Origin of the sequence: Leucobacter sp. NPDC077196, from assembly GCF_040687075.1 — a bacterium.
Classification (GTDB): Bacteria; Actinomycetota; Actinomycetes; order Actinomycetales; family Microbacteriaceae; genus Leucobacter.
The window spans coordinates 75,007-97,405 of record NZ_JBFBML010000007.1; the positions used below are offsets into that span (position 1 = coordinate 75,007).

Below are 22,399 nucleotides of genomic sequence, written 5' to 3' on the forward strand. Positions count from 1 at the left end.
CATGGCGAACGAGGAACAGCGCACGCCCGGGGAAGACCCGAACGCTGACGAGGTTCCTGCTCAGGAGCCGGAGTCGCAGGACTCCGGCTCCTCGCCCCAGCCCGACCTCACGGTCGAGGACATTCTGGGAGCGGAGCAGAGCGACGCCGCAGCAGATGCCGACGCGCCGGCGGAGGACGCCGACAACCCGTATCTCGACGACCTGCGCAGGTTGACGGCGGAGTACGCCAACTACCGGAAGCGCACGGAGGCGAATGCGGCGATCGAGAAGCAGCGGGCGATTGCGGCGGCGGTCTCGCCGATGCTGACGGTACTCGACGATCTCGATCGCGCTGAGAAGCACGGCGACCTCGCCGAGGGCACCCCGTTCGCGACGATCGCGCAGAAGATCCGTGGAACGTTCGAGCGCATCGGGGTGCAGAGCTTCGGTGAAGCGGGCGAGGCATTCGACCCGCAGATCCACGAGGCCATTGCGCAGGTACCGGTTCCCGGCACCGAGCAGCACACGGTGCTCGACGTCATCGAGCGCGGATATCGCATCGGCGAGGTCGAACTGCGCCCCGCCAAGGTCGCGGTGGCGGTGGGAGCGGATGGCTAGTCAGGATTGGCTCGATAAGGACTTCTACCAGCTCCTCGGCGTCTCGAAAGACGTAGGAGACGCGGAGCTCAAGAAGACGTACCGCAAGCTCGCACGCAAGTATCACCCGGACTCCAATCCTGGCGATGCGGTTGCCGAGGCGAAGTTCAAGGAGATCAGCGAGGCCTACTCGGTGCTCTCCGACGCGGAGCAGCGTGCCGAGTACGACCAGATTCGCGCCATGGGCGCCGGCGGGGCTCGCTTCACCGCGGGCGGCGGCGGCAATCAGGGCTTCGAGGACGTGTTCGGCGGGATGTTCGGCGGTGGCGGGCGCAACACCCACTTCCAGTCGGGTGGACCGCAGGGGTTCGAGGACATCTTCGGCGGCATGTTCGGAGGTGCGGGAGCGCCTCGGGGCCCGCAGTCGGGGCGCGACATCCAGGCGACGACCACCCTCGACTTCGAGACCGCCGTGCAGGGCAAGACGGTCACGCTGCAGGCCTCGACCGGCTCGGTCAAGGTCAAGATTCCCGCAGGAGTCTCTGACGGCCAGAAGATCAAGGTGCGCGGCAAGGGCGAACCGAGCCCGACGGGTGGGCCCGCCGGGGACATCATTCTCACGGTGAGCGTGCGCAAGCACCCGGTCTTCGAACGAGACGGCCAGAACCTGCGGGTCAAGCTGCCGGTCACCTTCTCCGAGGCGGCGCTCGGGGCGACGGTCGAAGTGCCGACGCTCGGTGGCGCCCCGGTGAAGCTCAAGGTGCAGCCCGGTACGCCCAGCGGGCGGGTACTGCGCGTCAAGGGGCGCGGGGTGTCGAGTTCGAAGGGCACGGGCGACCTTCTCGCTGAAGTGCAGATCGTCGTTCCGTCGCACCTGTCGCCCGAGGCGACGGAGGCGCTCGAAGCGTTCCGCGCGGTCGAACCGCAGGAGAATCCGCGAGCCGATCTTCTGGCTCGCGCGAAGGGATGAATCTCCTCTGAATTGAACGAGGAGCGCGGCGTGAGGGGTTCACCTCGCGCCGCGCTCCTCGACCAGCACGATGAAAGCAGGTCAGCATCATGGCGAATCCGCAGATGGATCGTTACACGCCGGTGTTCGCCATCGCCGCGGCTGCCGAACTCGCCGAGATGCATCCGCAGACCCTCAGGCAGTACGACCGCATCGGGCTGGTGTCTCCGCAGCGTACGCGGGGCAATACGCGTCGCTATTCGCTGCACGATGTCGCCCGCCTGCGCGAGGTCGCGCGCCTGTCGGCTGAAGGGCTCAGCCTCGAGGGCATCCGACGCGTGCTCGAACTCGAGGACCAGGTGCGCCGGCTCGAAGGCCGCGTGCGCGATCTGGAGCGCGCGCTGACCGAAGAACGCTTGCAGCGCCCCGACCGCCGCGTCTTCGCGGCGGGTTCCGCGGGCGGCGAAGTCGTGACGCTGCGTCGCGGAACGCGCATGCGCCGCAACGCCGAGGTCGTCGTGTGGCAGCCGTGAGCGCCGACGCTCTCGATGAGCAGCTCACCGCACTCTTCGCGCACCTCACGCGCGATCCCGATTTCGATGCCGACGAGCTCCAGGCGTTCGATTCCGCTGACCAACTGATCCTGCGCTCTGCCGCAGAGGATCTCGCCGAGCGCCCGTTCGTCGATGCACTCGCCCCTGGCGACCTCGTGGTGATCGGTGACCGTCACGGGGCGCTCACACTCGGAGCTGCGACGGTGCTCGGAGCGACCGGGATCCGGACTCACCAAGACCCGCTTCTCGGCGAACGCGCGCTCGCGCAGAACGCCGAGCGCCTGCGGCTGGGAGATCGGTACACGAATCACCCGCTCGACGCCGCGCTATTGACGGGTGCGCGCGTCGTGCTGCTGCAGCTGCCGCGCGGGCTCGACGCGCTCGCAGAGGCGTCGCAAGCCATCGCCCGCTGGGCCGACCCAGACGTGCGGGTGTTCGCCGGCGGGCGCGTGAAGCACATGACTCGAGGCATGAACGAGGTACTCGGGCGCGATTTCGCCGAGGTGTCGGCGGGTCTCGGGTGGCGCAAGGCGCGCGTGCTGCGCGCAGCGGCGCCGCTCGATCGAGCTGACACCCCGGCAGAGTTCCCGAAATGGGGCGCCGATCGCGATCTCGACTTCTCGCTGGCAGCTTTCGGAGCGACGTTCGGCGGCGCGGTGCTCGACCACGGCAGCAGGCTGCTGCTCAGCACCCTCGAGAACACGCGCCGGCGCCCGGGCACGATCGTCGACCTCGGCTGCGGCAATGGTGTGCTCGCGGTCTCTGCGGCGCGGCGCTTTCCCGATGCGCGCGTCGTCGCCACCGACCAGTCGGCAGCCGCCGTCGCCGCCACACGGTTGACGGCGCAGGCGGCTGGGGTGGCGGATCGCATCGATGTGGAGCGTGCCGACGCGCTCGAGACGGTGAGCGACGGCTGGGCAGACCTGATTCTGCTGAACCCGCCGTTCCACACGGGGGCCACGGTGCACGCCGGCGTGGGTCACCGGCTCATTCGCGCTTGCCGCCGTGCTCTCGCACCCGGGGGAGAGCTGCGGCTCGTCTTCAACTCCCATCTCAGGTATCGACCCCTGGTCGAACGAGAGATCGGGCCGGCGCGCCAGCTCGCGCGCACCGCTGCATTCACGGTGCTCGCGGCATCCCGCGACTCCTAACGGCCGGTCGCCGCCCGGCCAAGGCTCGGGAGTACTGTGGGATCGACATGACGAATTCGGCACCCGCGTTTCTCTGGCGGCTGGCCCCGAGCATTTACGGGCCGTCGGTGCTCTTCTCGCTGGGCGAGTATGCGATCCTGCCGCTCGTCGCGGTGATCGCGGTCGGCATGGGGGCGAGCATCGCATTGGCCGGTGTGATCGCCTCTGCTGCCGTTGTCGGTCAGGTCCTCGGCAACCTGCCGGCGAGCTGGGTGGTCTCGCGGGCGGGTGAGCGGGTCGCGATGCTGCTCGCCGCCGGGGTGGCGCTGATCGGCTGCCTCGGGCTGGTCTTCGCGCCGACGCCGGCCCTGCTCGGTGTGGCCGTGCTGGTGATCGGGTGTGCCGGAGCGTCATTCGGACTCGCCAGGCATGCGTTCATGGCGAGCCGGGTGCCACTGCGCTTCCGCGCGCGGGCGCTATCGCTGCTCGGAGGCACGAATCGGCTCGGGCGGTTCGCCGGGCCCTTCCTTGCGGCCGCCATGGTCGCCGCGACCGGCGATCCGGTATCGCCGGTGTGGGCGTTCGTGGTGTGTCTCGTGCTCGCCGCGGCGCTCGTCGCGTGGGCGCCAGATCCCGAGCGAACGGTGACGGCGCCGAACGTCAGCGCGCAGCAGGCCGCCGCCGATCGGAGCGTTCGCGCTGCGCGCCCTGGGGTGATGGGGGCGGTGCGCGACGGCGGGACGGCGCTGCTACGCATCGGCGGCGCGTCCGCGATCCTCTCTGGCATGCGTTCCATCAAAGACGTGCTGCTGCCCCTCTGGGGCGTGTCGATCGGGCTCGACGCGACCCAGGTTGCGCTCGTCGTCGGCATCTCGGGCACCGTCGACTTCCTGTTCTTCTACACGAGCGGCCAGATTATGGATCGCTTCGGGCGACTCTGGGCGAGTCTGCCCGCGATGGTGGTCATGGCGGCCGGATTCCTGGTGCTCGCGGGCACCCACGACCTGCCCGACGCGGGCGCTTGGTTGCTGGGCGTCGCCATCGTGGTGGGCCTGGGGAACGGCCTGTCGAGTGGCATCAACATGACGCTTGGCGCCGACCTGGCACCCGCCGACCAGCCCGCTCCGTTTCTCGCGGCGTGGCGCACACTGACCGACCTCGGCGGGGCCGTCGCGCCGCTCGCCATCTCGGGCCTCGCCGTAGTATCGCTGCCGTTCGCCAGTGTTGCCGCCGGAGCGCTCGCCGTCGCGGGGGCGGTGGGGTTCGGGCGCTGGATTCCGCGCTATCTGCCGCACGTCGGGCGGCGGCCGCCGCGATCCGGCAACTGACGTGTTTGTAAGCCGCGCTTTGTAGACTGGTGTCGCTTCGCGCGCCGTTCGTGCGAACCCGCCCCCATCTCCGACCGAAGGACTCCCGCGCACCGTGAGCACCACCGATCGCCAGGCGCCGCTGCGCATTCTGCAGGGCTGCGACACCTTCTCTCCCGATGTGAACGGAGCCGCACGATTCGCCGAACGCCTATCAGCGGGCCTGGTGCAGCGGGGCCATGACGTGCACGTCGTTGCACCCGCGAAGCGGCACAGCCAGCACGGCAGCTACGTCGAGACCATCGAGGGCGAACGCATGACCGTGCACCGGTGGGCGAGCTGGCGCTGGTACCCGCACGACTGGCTGCGGTTCGTGCTGCCGTGGCGCGCGCGCGGCTACGCCCGCAAGCTGCTCGACCGCGTGCGGCCCGATGTGATCCACATCCAGTCCCACATCGTCATTGGGCGGGCACTGGCGATCGAGGGCGCCAAGCGCGGCATTCGCATCGTCGCCACCAACCACGTCATGCCCGAGAACGTGCTCGACTTCACGCTGCTGCCCGAGAAGGCGAAGCGAATCTTCGTTCGGTGGGGTTGGAACGCTGCGGATCGCGTGCTGCGGCTCGCAGCTGCCGTCACCACGCCGACGCGCCGAGCCGCCGACTTCCTCGAACGCAGTACGCACCGTCGCGGCGTGCGCCCGGTGAGTTGCGGCCTCCGCGCCTCCGACTACACCGCCGATCTGACCCCGCGCACCGCCCATACGCTCGTGTTCGTGGGGCGAGTGACGCTCGAGAAGGAGATCGACGTCATTCTGCGCGCGATTCCGAGACTCGACCCGGATCTCGACGTGCACTTCACCGTCGTCGGAGACGGCGATCAGCGCAAGAATCTCGAGAAGCTCGCCGACGAGCTGGGCATCGCCGACCGCGTCGAGTTCACCGGGCGCGTCACGGACGAGGAGCTGCGGGGCCACCTCACCAGCGCGAGCGTGTTCACGATCGCATCGATCGCCGAGCTGCAGTCGATCGCGACGATGGAGGCGATGGCCTCGGGCCTGCCCATTGTCGCCGCCAACGCCATGGCCCTGCCGCACCTCGTGCACGACGGCGAGAACGGCTACCTCTTCCAGCCCGGCAACGATCGCGAGCTCGCGAGCCGCATCACTCGAGTGCTGCGGCAGTCGCCAGAGGAACGCCTGCGTATGCAGCGGGCCTCGATCGAGGCCGTCTCGGTGCACGACATCGACCGCACACTCGACACGTTCGAAGAGCTGTACCGCGGCGACGTCGACGCGCGCTGATCATGCACATCCTCATCGTCACCGACCAGCACGTCGATTCGCTCGGCGGGGTGCAGGTGGCGATCCGCATGCAGCGTCGCGCGCTCGAGCGCCTCGGTCACCGGGTCACGGTCGCGGCCCCAGCCCTGCATCGTCGCGGGTACGACACGGCGGCTCAGGATCGCGACGCGTATATCGACCTCCCGTCTCGGCCGATCACCCGTGATCGTGAGTACGGCATCACGTGGCCGGGCAGGCGCAGTGATCGCGCACTCGCTCGCGCCCTTGCCGAGCGACCCCCGGTCGACCTCGTGCATGTGCAGGGAGACTTCTGGGGCGCGATGATCGGCATGCGGGCCGCGCGGGGGTTGCGGGTGCCGATCGTGCACACGATGCACAACCACGTCGATGAGGGCACCCGGGCCGTGACGCCGCTCGCGCCGCTCGCCTTCGCCGGGCTGCGAGCGTGGCGGCGGCTCGTGCTCGGCAGCCCGCGCGGGTACGTCGACCGCTCGTCGCGCGGTGCATGGCGCTACCTGGCGGAGCTCGCGGCCGAGGCCGCCGCAGTGACGGCGCCGTCGCAGCACTTCGCCGAGGCGCTGCGGCGGCACGGCGTGAGCTCCTCCGTGCTCGTCACGCCGAACGGGGTCGATGATGAGGCGATCGCCGCCGCGCGCGAACGTGCGCGTTCCGAGCGCCGCCGACCTCAGCTCGTGTGGCTCGGCCGCATGAGTCACGAGAAGCGCGTGCTCGAATTCATCGAGGCGATCGCGGTGTCGGGTATCGACGCCGACGTGACGCTGCACGGCGCCGGCCTGCTGCTGCCGCGCGTCGAGGGGCGCATTGCCGCGCTCGGTCTCACCGACCGGGTAACAGTCGCCGGGCCGGTGCCGTACGCGGCGGCGCTCGCCGCGTTGCGCGACGCAGACGCCCTGGTGCAGACTTCCATCGGGTTCGAGACCCAGGGGCTCACCCCGTTCGAAGCGGCAGCGCTGGGCACGCCGACCATTTTCTCCGACGCCGAGATCGCCGACGATGTCGATGTGGCGCAGAAGTGGGTCGTCGCCGACGGGAGCGTGGTCGCGCTCGCTCACACGCTGCAGCAGGCCACGGGGGAGCTCTCAGCAGCTGATGCTGGGCGCCTGCGCGTGGAAGACTCCGCGGCGACGCGCTTCTTGCAGTCGGCGCGCACCGCAGAGATGGTCTCCGTGTACGAGCATGTGCTCGTCGCGGGCTAGAAGCGCCAGACTGCGGCGGTGAAGCCTTCGGGCGGTGCCGGGGTCCAGTCCGTCTCCTCGGTGACCAAACCCGAACCGCCGGGGCTGTTCGACTGGATGATGGTGAAGGTGCCGTCGTCGTTCACCTCGGTGATGAGCACCGTGTGCACGCCGGTCACCCACGAGGTGGGGGAGGCCGTGTATTCGTACTGAATGATGTCGCCGGCTTCGGCATCGGCGAGAGAGACGCGGTTCGCTCCCGCGTAGTTCGCGACGGGATCGCCGCTGCCGGTCCATGCGCCGTCGCCCGCCTTGACCCAGCGCTGCGCAGACATGATGCACTCGCCTGGAGCATTCCAGCCCGTGGGGCGGCTGGTGCCGATCTCGCTCTTCGCCAGTTCGATCGCTGCTTCGACGTCGTAGCCGTGGGGAACCGTCGCGACCTCTTCTTCGACCTGCAGCACCGAGTCGATGGAAGCGCCGGCGAGCGGGTCCGCCGTGGTGTCGAGCTGCTGGGCGACGGTGGTGACGGGCTGTACGGCGGCGGCCGGCGAGGAGTAATCCTCGAGCGGCACATCGGCAACCGCTGGTGCTGCGCCGACGGCAAAGGTTACGGAAGAAACCAGGCCGACTACGAACACCTTGGCAGATACATTCACGCGATAAACTCCGGACTTTCCAACAAAAAGCGCCGGGCGGTGGCCCGTGCGCCTCACCTAGTATGCGTTACCGTTCCGTTACTTTCAAGTTCGGGAGTCAGGTTCCGTACATCTTCAGGTTTCTTTCGACAGATATTCAGCCGTCGACGGCGACCGCAACATCGTCTGCTGGGCCCCGGTTCGGCGTGCTCGTGAGAACCCGCTAGACTGGTGCCCGCTGGCTTCGGCCAGTGAGGAGGATTCGCCTAGCGGCCTATGGCGCACGCCTGGAACGCGTGTTGGGTTCACGCCCTCGGGGGTTCAAATCCCCCATCCTCCGCCACGTGCAAAGCCCTCCGCCTGGACTTCGGTTCCGGGCGGGGGGCTTTTGTGCGCATCGCGCGAACACCCACGCGAGTTCAAGTCACCCTCGCGCTCCCGCCCGCGCCCCACTACCAGTTGAATCGGGGTCGATATCTGGGCCAAATCGATCTCGCGACACTCCAGACTTTGGCACCGTTTCGGTTGTGGGCAAGTGGTCGGGTGGGCGAGGAGCGGCTGGCGCGGGCGAGCTGCTCCGCTGAAGCTCCGGCGACCGGTACCCTGACACGGATGATGGACGTCAGCGCATTCCTCGGTGTAGCGAGTTTCGGTATCCTGCTCGTCCTGCTCGCCCTCGGTGTCGTCGCGATCGTGAGACCGATCGCGCGCCGCCTCCCTCGCGCACCGATCGTCGAGTACGTGCCACCGGAGGGAGACCTGCTCTCGCACGGCCTCCTCGTGCGTGCCGACCGCCGACTCCTGACTGCCGTCGTCACCGACCTCGCAGTCCGCGGCTCGGTTCGTATACTCACCCCGCGCGGTTCGCGCGGCCCCGTGGCCATCGAAGTCGTGCACGGGGCACGGTTCTCTGCCGAGGAATGGCAGCTTCTCGCCGCGCTGCGTCCCCATCGCATGCGTGCTCGCCAGCAGCGCAGATACGTACGTGCGCTTGCGGAGATCGGAGTCGTCGTCGGCCAGGTCGATGACGCCCCCGACGTGGTCTTCGTGCGCGGCCCTGGTTCGTTTCGGAGGCACCGCAGGCACGCGCTCAAGAACTTCTTGGACGGGTTGCGTCATCGTGTCGTCGCGGAGGGCCTTGCGCGCAAGCGGCCGGTCAGCATTCATCTCGTCATGCTGTCGCTCCTGTTTCTCGTCACGGTCGCCTTCGGGCTCCTGCTGATTCTCGGCGCGTTGGTGGACGGCGAATGGATCGGCGCGATCGTCGTTCTCCTCACCATGGCAGCGCTGTTCTGGGTGCTCACGCTCTCTCCGCCCCCGCTCCTGTGGTTCACCGATGCAGGACGTGAACGGCGTCGGCACCTTGCGGGTTTGCGTGATTACATGAAGCTTGCAGAACAAGACCGGATCCGCTTTCTGCAGTCTCCTGAGGGAGCACTGCGCAGCCCCACGGGTGAGTTGACGCCCACCGGGCGGATCATGGGCCTGGCTCCGGCGGCGCACGCGGCGAACCCTGCGGCGCAGTCGGGTCTCGACCGCATCATCCTCGACGAGAAGTTACTTCCCTACGCCATTCTGTTCCGTCAGGAGCGGCGTTGGCATCGGGAGCTCCACCGTCTCGGGGGTGCACATGTCTCTCGCAACGTCGAAGTTCTGGGCGGCACGCTCGAGGGCGTGATCGCGGTTCTCGACGTGCTGGTCATCATCGGCCAGGTGCTGCGGGTCACCGGGACCGTCGTATCGTTCCTCGGCCGGTCGACGTAGTCGAAGCCCCATTAGTGCGCGGAACCGGCGATCATCTTTTCGCGCACGCTGCGACGGAGCACCTTGCCGATGAGCGAGCGGGGGAGGTCTTCGACCTGGACGAATCGTCGCGGCACCTTGTACGGGGTGAGGCGCGTGCGGCAGAAGTCCCGCAGGGCGCCGGGGTCGAACTCTGCGCGATCGCGGAGCACGACCGCGGCGGCGACCTCCTCGCCGCCGTCGGGCCGCGGTACTCCCACGACGGCGGCCGCGACCACGTCCGGGTGCGCGGCGAGGGCACTCTCGACCTCGCTGGGCGACACGTTGAAGCCCCCGGTGATGATGATCTCCTTGAGCCGGTCGACGATCGTCACGAAGCCGTCTTCAGAGACCTCGGCGATATCGCCGGTTCTGAGCCACCCGTCGGGCAGCAGTGTCTCCGCCGTTTCAATCGGACGCCCCCAGTACCCCTGAAACACCTGCGGCCCGCGAAGGAGGAGTTCGCCCGTTACCCCGAGCGCGACGTCGACCGTCGGGTCTTCGGGGTCGACGACGCGGATCTCGGTGCTGGGAAACGGCACGCCCACCGTTCCCGGCCGCCGCGTCTTGCCGATCGGATTCCCGAGGGCCACCGGCGAACTCTCGGTCATGCCGTAGCCCTCGACGAGCAGGCCGCCGGTCGCTTCTTCCCATCGCTCCACCGTCGCAACCGGAAGACTCATGGCTCCAGAGATCGCGAAGCGCACGCTCGAGAGATCAATGGTCCCTCGCGACGCCGCGCGCGCGAGTTGGTCGTAGATCGGGGGTACCGCGGGCAGAAAGGTCGGAGGGCTCTTGCGCGCCGCCTTCGTGACCAGGCCGACGTCGAAGGTCGGAAACAGCACGAGTTTCGCGCCGATGCTCATCGCGAAGGTCAGGCACAGCGTCATGCCGTACGCGTGGAAGAGCGGAAGCACCCCGTAGAACGTTTCGGCTCCCGGCTCGAGCCCGGGCACCCAGGCCCGCCCCTGCATGGCATTGGCCCGCAGATTTGCGTGCGTGAGGATCGCGCCCTTCGGCGTGCCGGTGGTGCCGCTGGTGTACTGCAGGAGTGCGGTATCGCTCAGTGACGGACCGGCGACGCGTCGCGAGAGCCGGCGATGATCGAGGAGCGATTTCCAGGAGATGAGATGCTTCGCCGCAGGAGCAGCCGTGAGCTTCGCCCGTGATGCGCGTGCTGCTGGCAGCGGCAGGCGCAGCAGGAGACGCTGTGCTCGGGGCATCGCCGCGGTGAGATCGACGCTGACGATGCGCTCGAGCTCGAGGTCCGATGGGAAGCCCGCGATGGTGTCGACGACCTTGTCCCACGCGATGGCGAATCGGGCTCCGTGGTCTTCGAACTGATGGCGCAGCTCGCGGGCCGTGTAGAGGGGATTGTGCTCGACGACGATGGCGCCGAGCCGCAGCACGGCGTAGAACGCCACGACGTGCTGTGGACAGTTCGGAAGCACGAGCGCGACCCGATCGCCCTTCGTGACGCCGATCCGTCGCAAGCCTTCGGCAGCGCGTTCAACCTGCTCGCCGAGCTGCCGATAGCTCGTCGGGGCGCTGAAGAACTCGAGTGCGACATGGGAGGGGAATGCCTGCACGCTCGCCGCCAGCATTTCGGGAAGCGTCTGCGTCGGTTCGTCGATCTCGGCGGGCACGTGCTCCGCGTACGAGGCGATCCACGGGCGAGAAGCGTAAGGGGAGGCGACCATGTCTCTATCCTGCCGTCTCGGCGGTCGCCTCGACAGAATATTCTCGGCTCTCCGCATCGGCCCGCATCGGCCCGCATCAGCGTGCGTCTGCGCAGAGCGCACCACTATAGGGCAGCCGTGACGAGGGCGCGACCCCGCTGACCTACCGCAGCGGCCGTAATTGACTGGGGGCACCTCTATCGCATCTTCGAGCCAGAACGGGAAGAGCAACTGATGAATACGGATCGCACTCCGCCAACCGACACCCGGAAGAACGCACCGCACCCCGAGGATCCGCGGAAGCCCGACGGCCCGACCGACCTGCACAAGCGCTCCTGGTTCTACGTACTGCGCAAGACGCTTCGTGAGTTCGGCGCAGACCAGTGCATCGATATCGCGGCGAGCCTCACGTACTACGCGGTGCTCGCACTCTTCCCCGCGCTGATCGCGATCTTCTCCCTACTGGGTGTGTTCGGCCAGGGTCCCGCCGCGACCGACGCGATCCTCGACATCGTCGACGAAGTCGCACCGGGAGGGGCGGCAGACGTGGTGCGCGGGCCCATCGAGCAGTTCGCCACTTCACCGGCTGCGGGATTCGCGCTGGTTAGCGGTCTGGTCATCGCCATCTGGTCGGCTTCCGGGTACGTCACGGCGTTCAGCCGGGCGATGAACAAGATCTATGAGATCGAAGAGGGGCGGCCGGTCTGGAAGCTCAAGCCGATCCAATTGCTCATCACGCTCATCTGCCTCGTGCTGATCGTGATCGCGTCAGTCATCCTGGTGGTCTCCGGTCCTGTCGCAGATGCAGTCGGATCTGCCCTTGGGATCGGGGGGACCGCCACGATGGTGTGGTCGATCGCGAAGTGGCCCGTGCTCGCCGTGGTGTTCGCGCTGATTCTGGCGATTCTGTATTACTCCACGCCGAACGCCAAGCAGCCGAAGTTCCGCTGGATGAGCATGGGGGCATTCCTCGCTCTCATTCTGCTCGCGATCGCAACGGCCGCGTTCGGCCTTTACGTCGCGAACTTCTCCAACTACGACAAGACCTACGGCTCGCTTGCCGGAGTGATCATCTTTCTCCTCTGGCTCTGGATCGCGAACAACGCCATTCTGTTCGGAGCGGAGTTCGACGCCGAGCTGGAGCGCGGCCGTGAGCTGCAGGCCGGAATGCCCGCCGAAGAACGCATTCAGCTGCCCCCGCGCGACACGCGGAAGAGCGAAAAGGCCGCGCAGAAGGAACAGAAGGACATCGACGAAGCCCGGGAGATCCGGCTGCGAAACGGCGAATGATGGCTCCAGTCGGCGACGATCCGGCCGAAACCGGGCATAGCGCACCTGCTCTCGCGACGCCAAGCCCTGGTCGAACCCCGGCCGCTTGGGCAAGCTGAGAGGAAGAGAGATAGGAGCCTCATGTCCATCACCGTCGACACGTCACCCCAACTGCTCGCGTTCGAACCGCGGGGGCCTGTGAGCGAATCGCTGCTGCGCTGTCTCGCCGGGGCGGGCGAGACCACTTCGGTTCCGGCAGCGGCGCGCGTCGCGGTCGAGAAGAGCACGGACGTGACGCACGACGACGACATTCAGCTCGCGCTCTTTTTGCTGTACGCGAGCCACTACGGCTCGATCGACGGCATTTCGGCCGAGTGCGAGTGGGACGTCGCGCTCATCGAGGCGCGAACGGTGCTCGAGACGGCCTTTGAAGCTGACCTGCGCGCTCGGGTACCGGTTCCCGATACGCCCGAACCGCAGGCGCGAGCGGTGGCAAAAGCGCTCTTCGAATTGACCTCGGCGGATGCCGGACCCAGCCTGTCGCGGTACTTCGCCAAGCGAGCGACGCGAGCGCAGGCCGAAGAGTTCCTGATGCAGAAGTCGATCTACACGCTCCGCGAAGCTGATCCGCACTCGTGGGCGATTCCGCGCCTGCGCGGGGGAGCGAAGGCGGCACTGGTCGAGATTCAGGCGGACGAATACGGGAGCGGCCGAGCGGACCGGGTCCACGCCACGATCTACGCGAAGACGATGCGCGGGGCAGGCCTCGACGACGCGTACGGGCGGTACGTCGACGTCGTTCCGGCGATCACGTTCGCCTCGCACAACGCGATGTCGATGTTCGGTCTCAACCGACGACTCGTCGGAGCGATTGTGGGTCATCTCGCGGCGTTCGAGATGACCTCTGCCATCCCGAATCGGCTGTACGGCGACGGGTTCCGACGCCTCGGGTACGGCGAGGAAGTGACTGACTACTTCGACGAGCACGTCGAAGCCGATGCGGTGCACGAGCAGATCGCGGGTCGTGACATGGCCGGTGCGCTCGCGGAGGATCGGCCAGAGCTGCTTCCCGACATCATGTTCGGCGCGGCTGCGTGCCTGACCGTCGACGGCTGGATGGGGGAGCACATGCTCGACGCGTGGACGGCGGGGCGCTCGTCGCTCCGAGAGCAGGCAACCGCATGACTGCCGAGGAGCCGACGATCACGCCGTACCCCGACGGCCCGTTGATCGTGCGCGGCGCGATCAACCTGCGGACCTCGGACGGGGAGCCGATTCCGCAGAAGCGGCGCACGGTCGCGCTCTGCAGATGCGGCCTCTCGACGATCAAACCGTTCTGCGATGGAACGCACCGGCTCTCCGGATTCCGCACGGACGATTAGGGGCGGCGTGATGGGCGACCGGGAATCGGCGGAGTACGTCATCCCGCTGCGCTGGAGCACTGACACCGGGCTCGCGGAGATGACGTCGTATCTGCGAGAACTCACGACCTGGATCGACGTCACGGTCATGGACGGCTCGGACGAGACGCAGTTCAGGGCGCACGCGGACGCCTGGCTCGGGATCGTGCGGCACCTTCCGGTGGATCGCTCTGGCGCAGGCAACGGCAAGGTGTACGGCGTACTCGCAGGCGTTGCAGCCGCCCGGCACGAGCACATCATTCTCGCCGACGACGACGTGCGCTACGACCGCTCCGCTGCGACCGCGGTGATCTGTGCGCTGCGCGACGCGGATCTTGTTACACCGCAGAATTACTTCAGCCCGGCTCCCTGGCACGCGAGGTGGGACACCGGCCGCAGCCTGTTGAACCGTGCGCTGGGCGCAGACTATCCGGGCACGTACGGACTCCGGCGCTCGACGTTCATCGACATGGGCGGGTATGACCCCGACGTGCTGTTCGAGAACCTCGAACTCGAACGCACGGTTCGCACCAACGGGGGCAGAATCGCGCACCGTCCCGACATCTACGTCGCGCGGCGCCCGCCTTCGGCACGCCACTTCCGCTCCCAGCGCGTGCGTCAGGCGTACGACAGCTGGGCGCAGCCCGCGCGTCTGCTCGCAGAAGCGGCGATTCTCCCGCTCGTGCTCTGGTCCCTGCGCAAGCGGATGCGCGGCATCGCCCTATTCGGCACGATCCTGGTCATCGCAGAGCGAGGCCGGCGACGCAGCAACGGACACACGGTCTTCCCGCGGAGCGCTCCCTGGTGGGCGCCGTTGTGGGTGCTCGAACGCGGAGTCACGATTTGGGTCGCTCTGGTGCTGCGACTTCGCGGCGGCGTGCGCTATGGGGACTCGCGGCTCAAGCGCGCGGCTCACTCGGAAGCGCAGTTGCGGAGCGCAATCCGGCGAGGCGTTCGACCGCAGTTCGCAGCGTCTGCTCATCTTTCACGAAGGTGAAGCGGACCCAGGAGGAGAGCGCCGCCGCGGTCTCCGATCCGGCTCGGCAGAAGGCCGAGACCGGGACGCACGCCACCCCGACCGTGTGCGGGAGTGCGCGTGCGAACGCCGCCCCGTCGGGCACGGCGTCGCTCAGAAACGGCGCCGCGTCGGCGCACACGAAGTACGTGCCGCCCGGCACCACCAGATCGAAGCCGGCGCGGCGGAGGCCGGAGATGAGCAGGTCGCGGCGATCCGCCAGCGAATCTCGCAGCTCGAGAATGTCGGCGTCGCCCTCGACGAGCGCTCGGGCGATCGCCGGCTGGAACGGGGCGCCGCCCGAGTAGGTGAGATACTGCTTCACCGCCGTGATCGCCTCGATGAGTGGCGCCGGCCCGACGGCCCATCCGATCTTCCATCCGGTGAGCGAGAATGTCTTGCCCGACGAGGAGACGGTCACGGTTCGTTCGGCCATGCCGTCGATCGCCGCCACTGAGTGATGCCGAGCGCCATCGAAGGTCAGATGCTCGTACACCTCGTCGGTCAGCACGATCGCGTCGGCGCGTTTCGCCGCTTCTGCAACGATTTCGAGCTCGTCGGCGCTCAGCACGGTGCCGGTGGGATTGTGCGGCGTGTTGATCACGATCACGCGCGTGCGGGCGCCGACCGCAGCCGCGAGCGCGCCGCGATCCACTCGGAATGCTCCGTCGGCGTACCGCAGTGGCACCGCCACGTGGGTCGCGCCCGACATCGTGATGAGCGCGGGGTACGCATCGTAGAACGGTTCGAGGGTGACGACCTCATCACCCGGGCCGGCGAATGCGAGCAGCGCTGCGGCAAGGGCTTCCGTCGCACCCGCGGTGACGAGCACCTCGGTCGCAGGGTCGACGACGATGCCGGTGTGCCGCAGACGGTGCTGTGCGATCGCCTCGCGCAGCACCGGGATGCCGCGCCCGGGCGGGTACTGGTTGGCCCCGTGCAGGATCGCGTCAGCGGCGATGCGCCGAATCCACTCCGGGCCGTCGGCGTCGGGAAAGCCCTGCCCGAGATTCGCAGCGTCGGTGGCGATGGCGAGAGCGGTCATCTCCGCGAAGATCGTCGGCCGGGTCGAGCCGTCCGCTGCCGCCAGCCCTGCCGCGGTCGCCACGGATCGCCATCGCTCAGTCATTCGGCCAGTCTAAGCGCGCACTCACCTGAATTGCGGCGGGCTGCCAGCGTCACGACCTAGGCTCTCCCCATGCCCACACCCCATGCACGTCGAGCTGCTCCAGGCGGCCGCAATGATCGCCGCTGGCATCGGGTGGTTCATAGCTCGTCACGGGTCCGCGCGGTCATCAAGCGGCGCCGGTGGCTCGACACCCTGTATCGCGTCGTGCTCACCGCGGTCGGCGCACTGGTGGTCGTCGTCGGGTTGATCCTCGTGCCGCTACCGGGGCCGGGCTGGCTCATCGTATTCTTCGGGTTGGCGATCCTCGGCACTGAGTTCCACTGGGCACGACGGCTGCTCGTGTGGGCGCGCATGGCCCTCGCTCGCTTCGCCGAGCGCTGGCGAGCATGGCGCTCGCGCCGTGCTGCTCTCGGCACCTGAACCGGTCTTCGGCGCTCAGCGCGCGGACGACGAAGGCGCCCCGAATCCGCCTGAAGCGGAACGGGGCGCCTTTGTAGTCAGTGCGCCGCTACTTGATGAGCGGAATGTTGAAGATGAAGCCGGGCTGCTCGCCGCGGCGGAAGCCCTCGCTCGCCTTCACGGCGGCGATGATGTGGAAGATGAACAGCACGAGCGAGCCGATGCCGAGCAGGAAGCCGAAGATCGCCCCGATGTAGGGGATGAGCGCGAGGATCCAGGTGGCGATGACGAGGCCGACGCGCAGCAGCGAGAAGTTCAGGTTGTCGCGCTGGTAGGCGTACAGGCGCTGGTCACCCTTGTCCTTGTCGATCAAATAGAAGATCAGCGCGGGAATCCAGGAAAAGAAGACCGACAGCCAGTAGTTGAGCACGACATTGGTTGCCGGATCAGCGACAGGCTGGGCGTACCCTGCCGGCGGTTGCTGGTATCCGCCGGGGGGCGGGGGCGTCTGGCCGGGCGCTCCGAAGTTCGGCGGCTGCTGAGACTGCGGCTGCTGCTGAGCCGGGGGCGCCTGGTACTGCGGTGCCTGCGGCGGCACGGGCGGGGTGCTCGGCGCTTCGAACTGCGGCTGCGATTGGAACTGCGGCGCAGTCGGCGGCGTTTCGGGAGCTGCCGGGGGAGCCTGGGGCACCGTGGGCGGAACCGGAGGAGCCGGGGGAGTCGTCGGTGCAGGATCGCCTGAGAACGGATTGTCTGAGACGGGGCCGGAGGCTTCCCGGTCCGGCTGATCCTCGGGGGGCAACGTAGTCATGTTCGGTCTCCTTCAGAACGTCGGATGCGACTCTGAGGCTACCGCAGGTGCCAGGGATCGCGGTAGCTCATTGCGCCGCCCGCGGTGATCGGGCGGCAACGCGCTTCAGAACGCGTCGGGCTTGCGGGACGCGTTCTCAGAACGCGTCGGGGCTCGGGGCCGCCGTGTGGAGGATCGCGACGTCAGCGTGACGGTCGAACCGGTACCCCGTGCCTCGCACCGTGCGCACGATGTCCTGGTACTGTGCCAGCTTCACGCGGAGGCGGCGGATGTGCACGTCGATCGTGCGCTCACTCGGAGCCTCTTCGTCGCTGCCTTCGCTCCACAGCGCGGAGATGAGCTCCTCGCGGCTGATCGTGCGCCCCTCGCGCAGCACGAGGTACTGCAGCAGTTCGAACTCGCGGAAGGTGAGGGCCGCCGTGACGTTGTCGAGCAGCACGCGCTTGCGCGAGAGATCGAGGATCACGCCGCTCGCGGCATGATCCTGCTCCTCGGCCTCGTGCTGCTTCTGGCGGGCGACGGCAGCGGGGTCGCCGAGTGCAAGGCGCACCACGTCGACATCGCGACCGCCGGTGTGCTCGGGAGCGAGAGCGACGGCGGCGTACGTGTCGGCCGCGGGGGCGAGCTCGGCGACGAGCTGCTTGATGCGGGTGACGATCGCCCCGAGCTTCGGGTCGCCGTCAGCGATCTTGTCGTCGGCGAGCCCGACGTAGAGTGCGAAACCGCGCACCTCGGTGCCTTCGGGCACGCGGCGCTCGGAAGCGGGCTGCGGCGCGAAGTCTGCGGCGAGGTCAGGGCGGGCGGCGCGGAGAGTCTGGGTGATGGCGTTCATGATGATGTCCTTCGAGGCTGTCGAATGCGGTTCCTCGCAGCAGTGCGCGGAACACGGAGGCCGGTGACCGGCCAGTGGTGCGGGCGAACCGGGAAGCGCTTCCGAGGAGTCTCAGTGGAAGCGGCGACCCGAGATCGCGGCGACGGAAAGATGTCGCGGAGTGGACGTACTACTCGGAGACGTTCACATGCACATTCGACAACGCATGACACTCTGCCCGGGCATCATCATGCCGGGGTTCCCAAAGTTCACCTCGAAGGCGGACTGGGGACGAATGGTCTCATGCATAACCGCAAGTTAAGCAAAGCATTGCTCCGGGTGTCAAGCGGAAGCTGCGGTTGCAGCGGCCATGTTCTCGCAGCGGCCGGGTCAGTGGTCGGCGGTGCCGTACAGGCGGTCGCCGGCGTCGCCCAGCCCGGGCACGATGTAGGCGTGCTCGTTCAATCCGTCGTCGAGCGCTCCGAGTACCAGCGTCACCTCGCGGTCGCCCGCGGCTTCCTTGATCGCCTCGACGCCTTCCGGGGTGCCGAGTACGCAGATCGCCGTGACGTCATCGGCACCACGATCGAACAGGAACTTGATCGCTGCGGCCAGCGATCCTCCTGTCGCGAGCATCGGGTCGAGCACGAAGCACTGACGCCCGGCGAGCGAATCGGGCAGGCGTTCGGCGTACGTCGTGGGCTGGAGCGTTTCCTCATCGCGCGCCATGCCGAGGAACCCGACCTCGGCCGTGGGCACGAGCTTCACCATGCCTTCGAGCATGCCGAGACCGGCACGCAGAATCGGGACGATGAGCGGCAGCGGCTCGCTGAGCTTCACCCCGGTGGTCGGGGCGACCGGCGTCTCGATCGCGTGCGGCTCGACGCGCACCTCGCGGGTGGCCTCGTAGGCGAGGAGCGTCATCAGCTCTTCGATGAGGAGCCGGAACGTCGGCTGGGAGGTCTTCGTGTCACGCAACACGGTGAGCTTGTGGGTGATGAGGGGATGATCCGCAACGAAGACTCGCATGCACCTATTCTATTGGCGTGACCCCCATCCCCCCATCACGCGCAGAGTTCGAGACGATGGGCCTCGCTCTGGAGCAGGCGCGGGTCGCGTTCGACGCCGATGAGATTCCGGTCGGAGCGATCGTGCTCGATGCCGATGGGGTCGTGATCGGTACGGGCCGCAATGCGCGCGAGTCGGTGCCGGACCCGACGGGCCACGCCGAGGTGATCGCCCTTCGCGAGGCCGCTGCCGCCCGGGGAAACCGTGTGCTCGACGGCTGCACGCTCGTCGTGACGCTGGAGCCCTGCGTCATGTGCGCTGGCACGATCCTCGCTGCTCGCGTGGCGCGCGTGGTGATCGGAGCGTGGGACGAGAAGGCCGGCGCCGTCGGCAGCGTTTACGACCTGCTGCGCGACGGACGTCTGCCGCACGCGGTGCCGGAGGTGGTGGGCGGGGTGCGCGCCGACGAGTGCGCCACCCTGCTGCGTGCCTTCTTCGAGCGCCGCCGCTAGCGGCCCGCCCGCTCCACGCGCACGTTCTGCGAGCGGGGTCACTCTTCGTGCGTGTTGCATGTCCGACACGCACGAAGAGTGACCCCGCTCGCACAGACGTGGGGAGGGAGGGGGCGGCCGGGGCGGGGCCGTCAGGGGCGGGGCGCGACCGTGACCGGTTCGGCGGCGAAGGAGACCGTCACGCGGTCGCCCGCGCGGAACGGCTCATCGGCGGCGTGCTGCGATGCGAGCTCGGTTCCGTCGTCGAACTGCACGACCGTGCGGCGGATCGGGCCGAGGAATCCGCTCGACAGCACCACCCCGCTGAGCGACGTCGCGAAGGATCCCGGTGCTTCTGCGGCGAGCCGTACGTGCTCGGGGCGCACGTACGCGGTCACCCGGCCGCCGACCACGCCGGTGGTGCCGGCTCCCGCCGGTGCGATCATCGGGAGCCGGGCGCCGCGCACGTTCGCGTGATCCTGTTCCAGAGTTGCTTCGAGCCGATTGGAGAGCCCGACGAAGTCGGCGACAAACGGCGACGCGGGCCGGCGGTAGAGGTCTTCGGGGGTGCCGAGCTGCGCGATCCTGCCGCCCTCCATCACGGCGACCCGATCGGAGATGGCGAGCGCCTCCTCCTGGTCGTGCGTGACGAACACGGTGGTGATGCCGAGGTCGGTCTGGATCGCACGAATCTGCTCGCGCAGGCGCACCCGCACCTTGGCGTCGAGCGCCGAGAGTGGCTCGTCGAGCAGCAGGGCCCGGGGGCGTGTGACCAGGGCGCGCGCGAGCGCCACGCGCTGCTGCTGCCCGCCCGAGAGCTCGTGCGGAAAGCGCTCGGCGAGGTGCGAGAGCCCCACGATCTCGAGCATCTCACCGATGCGCGTGAGCCGTTCGGCCTTGGGCACCTTGCGCATGCCGAGCCCGAACTCCACGTTGCGCGTGACGGTGAGGTGGGGAAAGAGCGAGTACTGCTGGAAGACCATGCCGATGTCTCGGCGGTTCACCGGTACTCCCGTGACATCGTCGTCGCCGATGCGCACGCGCCCGGAGGTCACGTCTTCGAGGCCGGCGATGCAGCGGAGCGCCGTCGTCTTGCCGCAGCCCGACGGGCCGAGCAGGCAGATGAGCTCGCCGGGTTCGAGCGCGAGGTCGATCCCGTGCAGCACGGTGGTCGAGCCGTAGGCCTTCGTCACCTGTTCGAGGCGCACCGCGGCGCCCGATCGGGTCTGGGTCATCGTGTCGTTCATGATGAGGACTCCTGGGAAGTTTTCGAGCGGGCACCGCGTCGCGCGCGGCGGCGCGGTGCGCCCCCGGTGCTGCTGACGAGGAGAAGAACGAGGAAGGCGCCGACCAGCGAGAGCAACGATACCGCGACGGCGACGAACGGATCCGACTTGGAGATCTGCAGCAGCGCCGTCTGCAGCGTCACTCGGTTGAGCAGCGACGAGACGGTGAATTCGCCGAGCACGATCGCGATCGTGAGCAGCGACGCCGCGAGCAGCCCGCGTCGCACGCCCGGCGTGACGACCCGCACGAGAACGGTGCCCCACCCTGCCCCCAGCGAGCGGGCCGCCTCGGTGCGCGTGCGCGCATCCATGCCCTGCAGGTCGGAGTTGATCGCCCGATACGCGAAGGGCAGCACGAGCACGCCGTAGGCGAGCGCGAGCGACCACGCGCCCGAGCCGAAGACGGTGCCGAGCGCACGGTAGATCGGTGCGAAACCTACGACCAGCACGATGGCGGGGATCGCGATGGGCAGCACGGTGAGCAGGTCGAGGGCCCGTTCGAGCTTCGGAAACCGCAGATGCACCAGCACGATGGTCGGGAAGAACACGCCGAGCACGATGACCAGGGTGAGCGCGGCGAGCAGGAAGGAGTTGCTGAGCCCCTGGAACAAGGGCCGATAGGCGCGGGCGTTCTCTGGATCGAAGAGCGCGAGCCAGTGGTCGGGGCCGTAGCCCCCAGTGGTCTGGCGAAGTGTGAACTCGAGCATCGCGAACAGCGGAATGAGGAAGACGAGGCCGATGACTCCGACCACCGTGTACGCGACGCCGCGCGAGGGCCGGCCGGGCATCCGCGCGCTCAACGCTGCCACCGCCCGGCCCGAGCCATGAGGCGGCCGTAGGCGAGCATCACAACGGTCATCACGACGATCATGCCGAGGGCGAGCACGCCTGCTGTTGCGGAGTTCGAGCCGCCGGTCTCGCCGATCAGTGCCGCTCGAATCTGCAGCGGAACGATCTGCGCCCCTTGGCTGATGAGCGCGGCAGCCGTCGCGTACGACGAGAACGCGTTCGCGAAGAGCAGCAGCAGTGAGCCGAGGAAGGCCGGCGCGAGCACGGGAAGACCGACTCGCCACCAGTAACTGAAGCTGCTGCCGCCGAGTGTTGCGACCGCTTCGGCCCAACCTGGCTTCAGTGCCACGACCGCGGGCAAGAAGGTGATGACCATGAGCGGCACCTGAAAGTAGACGTAGGGGAGGATCAGGCCGGGCAGCTCGTACAGCCAGACCCCGTCGGCGTAGATGTCGACACCGAGGCGCTCGCGGAGTGTGACCGTGATCAGCCCCTGGATGCCGATCGTCGCCACGAAGGCGAAGGCGAGCATGACGCCGCCGAACTGCGCGAGCACGGAGCTCGCCGCATCGACGACCCGGCGAAGCGGACCGCTCTCAGGGAGGGCTGCGAGCGCCCAGCAGAGAATCGCACCGACGAGCGCGCCGACGAGGGCGGTGATGACGCTGACCCAGATGCTCGCGGTGAACGCGCTGAGCGTCGCCGGTGCGGTGAGCACTTGCAGGTTCGCAAGCGTGAACCCGCGGTCGTCGGTGAAGCCGCTGGCCACGGCGAGCGCGGTGGGAACGGCGAGGAAGAACAAGACGTAGACGGCGAAGGGGGCGAGCCCCAGCAGCGATAAGAGGCGTTTCACGTGGGCTCCGTGACGGTCGGCCG

Annotated in this window: 23 protein-coding genes and 1 tRNA gene; 15 read left to right on the plus strand and 9 right to left on the minus strand. The window is 68.2% G+C overall.

Annotation, left to right across the window (positions count from 1 at the left end; all coding sequences use genetic code 11):
* Position 1: 1 nt before the first annotated feature.
* The 7 genes from AB0O71_RS09050 to AB0O71_RS09080 all read left to right on the plus strand — a co-directional run bounded on the left by AB0O71_RS09050 (position 2) and on the right by AB0O71_RS09080 (position 7,037).
* Positions 2-598 (plus strand): nucleotide exchange factor GrpE, encoded by a 597-nt coding sequence (locus AB0O71_RS09050; RefSeq protein WP_363744450.1) that lies wholly within the window; start codon positions 2-4, stop codon positions 596-598.
* The gene (locus AB0O71_RS09055; protein WP_363744452.1) at positions 591-1,547 is read left to right on the plus strand and encodes a DnaJ C-terminal domain-containing protein; all 957 of its coding nucleotides are present in this window, start codon (positions 591-593) and stop codon (positions 1,545-1,547) included. Before AB0O71_RS09050 ends, AB0O71_RS09055 begins: the two co-directional genes overlap by 8 nt.
* A gap of 89 nt (positions 1,548-1,636) precedes the next feature.
* Entirely contained in the window at positions 1,637-2,059 is a 423-nt protein-coding gene (locus tag AB0O71_RS09060) for a MerR family transcriptional regulator (RefSeq protein WP_363744454.1), read from the plus strand.
* Positions 2,056-3,231, plus strand: coding sequence for a methyltransferase (locus tag AB0O71_RS09065; protein WP_363744456.1), 1,176 nt, complete (start codon positions 2,056-2,058; stop codon positions 3,229-3,231). The genes AB0O71_RS09060 and AB0O71_RS09065 overlap by 4 nt, the downstream gene beginning before the upstream one ends.
* 47 nt (positions 3,232-3,278) lie before the next feature.
* Positions 3,279-4,538, plus strand: a complete 1,260-nt coding sequence (locus AB0O71_RS09070) for an MFS transporter (RefSeq protein ID WP_363744458.1) — start codon at positions 3,279-3,281, stop codon at positions 4,536-4,538.
* A gap of 94 nt (positions 4,539-4,632) precedes the next feature.
* Positions 4,633-5,820, plus strand: a complete 1,188-nt coding sequence (locus tag AB0O71_RS09075; RefSeq protein WP_363744460.1) for a glycosyltransferase — start codon at positions 4,633-4,635, stop codon at positions 5,818-5,820.
* Positions 5,821-5,822: 2 nt separating this feature from the next.
* Positions 5,823-7,037: a glycosyltransferase gene (locus AB0O71_RS09080; RefSeq protein ID WP_363744462.1), complete on the plus strand. Its 1,215-nt coding sequence runs from the start codon at positions 5,823-5,825 to the stop codon at positions 7,035-7,037.
* Here the strand turns inward: AB0O71_RS09080 and AB0O71_RS09085 are convergent.
* A complete protein-coding gene (locus tag AB0O71_RS09085) occupies positions 7,034-7,675 on the minus strand; it encodes a CHAP domain-containing protein (protein WP_363744464.1) in 642 nt (213 codons plus the stop codon). The two genes, AB0O71_RS09080 and AB0O71_RS09085, sit on opposite strands and share 4 nt — an antisense overlap.
* 234 nt (positions 7,676-7,909) lie before the next feature.
* On the opposite strand from AB0O71_RS09085, the gene AB0O71_RS09090 reads away from it, so the two are divergent.
* Both AB0O71_RS09090 and AB0O71_RS09095 read left to right on the plus strand, forming a co-directional pair.
* Positions 7,910-7,997: transfer RNA gene (locus tag AB0O71_RS09090), tRNA-Ser, on the plus strand.
* Between the two features lie 269 nt (positions 7,998-8,266).
* Positions 8,267-9,418 carry a hypothetical protein gene (locus AB0O71_RS09095; RefSeq protein WP_363744466.1) on the plus strand — a complete coding sequence of 384 codons (1,152 nt, stop codon included), beginning with the start codon at positions 8,267-8,269 and terminating at the stop codon, positions 9,416-9,418.
* A gap of 11 nt (positions 9,419-9,429) precedes the next feature.
* Here AB0O71_RS09095 and AB0O71_RS09100 read toward each other — a convergent pair whose 3' ends face one another.
* Positions 9,430-11,136: a long-chain-fatty-acid--CoA ligase gene (locus tag AB0O71_RS09100; RefSeq protein ID WP_363744468.1), complete on the minus strand. Its 1,707-nt coding sequence runs from the start codon at positions 11,134-11,136 to the stop codon at positions 9,430-9,432.
* A 213-nt stretch (positions 11,137-11,349) separates the two neighbouring features.
* On the opposite strand from AB0O71_RS09100, the gene AB0O71_RS09105 reads away from it, so the two are divergent.
* The 4 genes from AB0O71_RS09105 (at position 11,350) to AB0O71_RS09120 (ending at position 14,781) form a co-directional block, all read left to right on the plus strand.
* Positions 11,350-12,405: a YihY/virulence factor BrkB family protein gene (locus AB0O71_RS09105; protein ID WP_363744470.1), complete on the plus strand. Its 1,056-nt coding sequence runs from the start codon at positions 11,350-11,352 to the stop codon at positions 12,403-12,405.
* Positions 12,406-12,525: 120 nt separating this feature from the next.
* A complete protein-coding gene (locus AB0O71_RS09110; protein ID WP_363744472.1) occupies positions 12,526-13,569 on the plus strand; it encodes an iron-containing redox enzyme family protein in 1,044 nt (347 codons plus the stop codon).
* Positions 13,566-13,766, plus strand: coding sequence for a CDGSH iron-sulfur domain-containing protein (locus AB0O71_RS09115; protein ID WP_363744474.1), 201 nt, complete (start codon positions 13,566-13,568; stop codon positions 13,764-13,766). The genes AB0O71_RS09110 and AB0O71_RS09115 overlap by 4 nt, the downstream gene beginning before the upstream one ends.
* A gap of 10 nt (positions 13,767-13,776) precedes the next feature.
* Positions 13,777-14,781 (plus strand): glycosyltransferase, encoded by a 1,005-nt coding sequence (locus AB0O71_RS09120; RefSeq protein WP_363744476.1) that lies wholly within the window; start codon positions 13,777-13,779, stop codon positions 14,779-14,781.
* On the opposite strand, the gene AB0O71_RS09125 is transcribed toward AB0O71_RS09120, so the two are convergent.
* On the minus strand, positions 14,684-15,928 hold the full coding sequence (locus AB0O71_RS09125; RefSeq protein WP_363744478.1) for an aminotransferase class I/II-fold pyridoxal phosphate-dependent enzyme: 1,245 nt from the start codon (positions 15,926-15,928) through the stop codon (positions 14,684-14,686). The two genes, AB0O71_RS09120 and AB0O71_RS09125, sit on opposite strands and share 98 nt — an antisense overlap.
* Before the next feature lie 69 nt (positions 15,929-15,997).
* Here AB0O71_RS09125 and AB0O71_RS09130 point away from each other — a divergent pair, with 69 nt between their 5' ends.
* Positions 15,998-16,348, plus strand: coding sequence for a TIGR02611 family protein (locus AB0O71_RS09130; RefSeq protein ID WP_363744480.1), 351 nt, complete (start codon positions 15,998-16,000; stop codon positions 16,346-16,348).
* An 88-nt stretch (positions 16,349-16,436) separates the two neighbouring features.
* On the opposite strand, the gene AB0O71_RS09135 is transcribed toward AB0O71_RS09130, so the two are convergent.
* The 3 genes from AB0O71_RS09135 to upp form a co-directional block, all read right to left on the minus strand.
* Entirely contained in the window at positions 16,437-17,138 is a 702-nt protein-coding gene (locus AB0O71_RS09135) for a DUF4870 domain-containing protein (protein ID WP_363744482.1), read from the minus strand.
* Between the two features lie 136 nt (positions 17,139-17,274).
* Positions 17,275-17,970 carry a winged helix-turn-helix domain-containing protein gene (locus AB0O71_RS09140; protein WP_363744484.1) on the minus strand — a complete coding sequence of 232 codons (696 nt, stop codon included), beginning with the start codon at positions 17,968-17,970 and terminating at the stop codon, positions 17,275-17,277.
* Between the two features lie 369 nt (positions 17,971-18,339).
* Positions 18,340-18,978, minus strand: a complete 639-nt coding sequence (gene upp, locus AB0O71_RS09145; RefSeq protein WP_363744486.1) for a uracil phosphoribosyltransferase — start codon at positions 18,976-18,978, stop codon at positions 18,340-18,342.
* A gap of 56 nt (positions 18,979-19,034) precedes the next feature.
* Between upp and AB0O71_RS09150 the strand changes: the two genes are divergently transcribed.
* Positions 19,035-19,469: a nucleoside deaminase gene (locus tag AB0O71_RS09150; RefSeq protein WP_363744630.1), complete on the plus strand. Its 435-nt coding sequence runs from the start codon at positions 19,035-19,037 to the stop codon at positions 19,467-19,469.
* Between the two features lie 131 nt (positions 19,470-19,600).
* Here the strand turns inward: AB0O71_RS09150 and AB0O71_RS09155 are convergent, their stop codons facing one another.
* From AB0O71_RS09155 to AB0O71_RS09165, 3 genes are read right to left on the minus strand one after another with little or no spacing between them, the layout of a single operon-like run.
* On the minus strand, positions 19,601-20,695 hold the full coding sequence (locus AB0O71_RS09155; RefSeq protein ID WP_363744489.1) for an ABC transporter ATP-binding protein: 1,095 nt from the start codon (positions 20,693-20,695) through the stop codon (positions 19,601-19,603).
* A complete protein-coding gene (locus AB0O71_RS09160) occupies positions 20,692-21,522 on the minus strand; it encodes an ABC transporter permease subunit (RefSeq protein WP_363744491.1) in 831 nt (276 codons plus the stop codon). The genes AB0O71_RS09155 and AB0O71_RS09160 overlap by 4 nt, the downstream gene beginning before the upstream one ends.
* A gap of 8 nt (positions 21,523-21,530) precedes the next feature.
* Positions 21,531-22,376, minus strand: a complete 846-nt coding sequence (locus AB0O71_RS09165) for an ABC transporter permease (protein ID WP_363744493.1) — start codon at positions 22,374-22,376, stop codon at positions 21,531-21,533.
* Positions 22,377-22,399 lie beyond the last annotated feature (23 nt).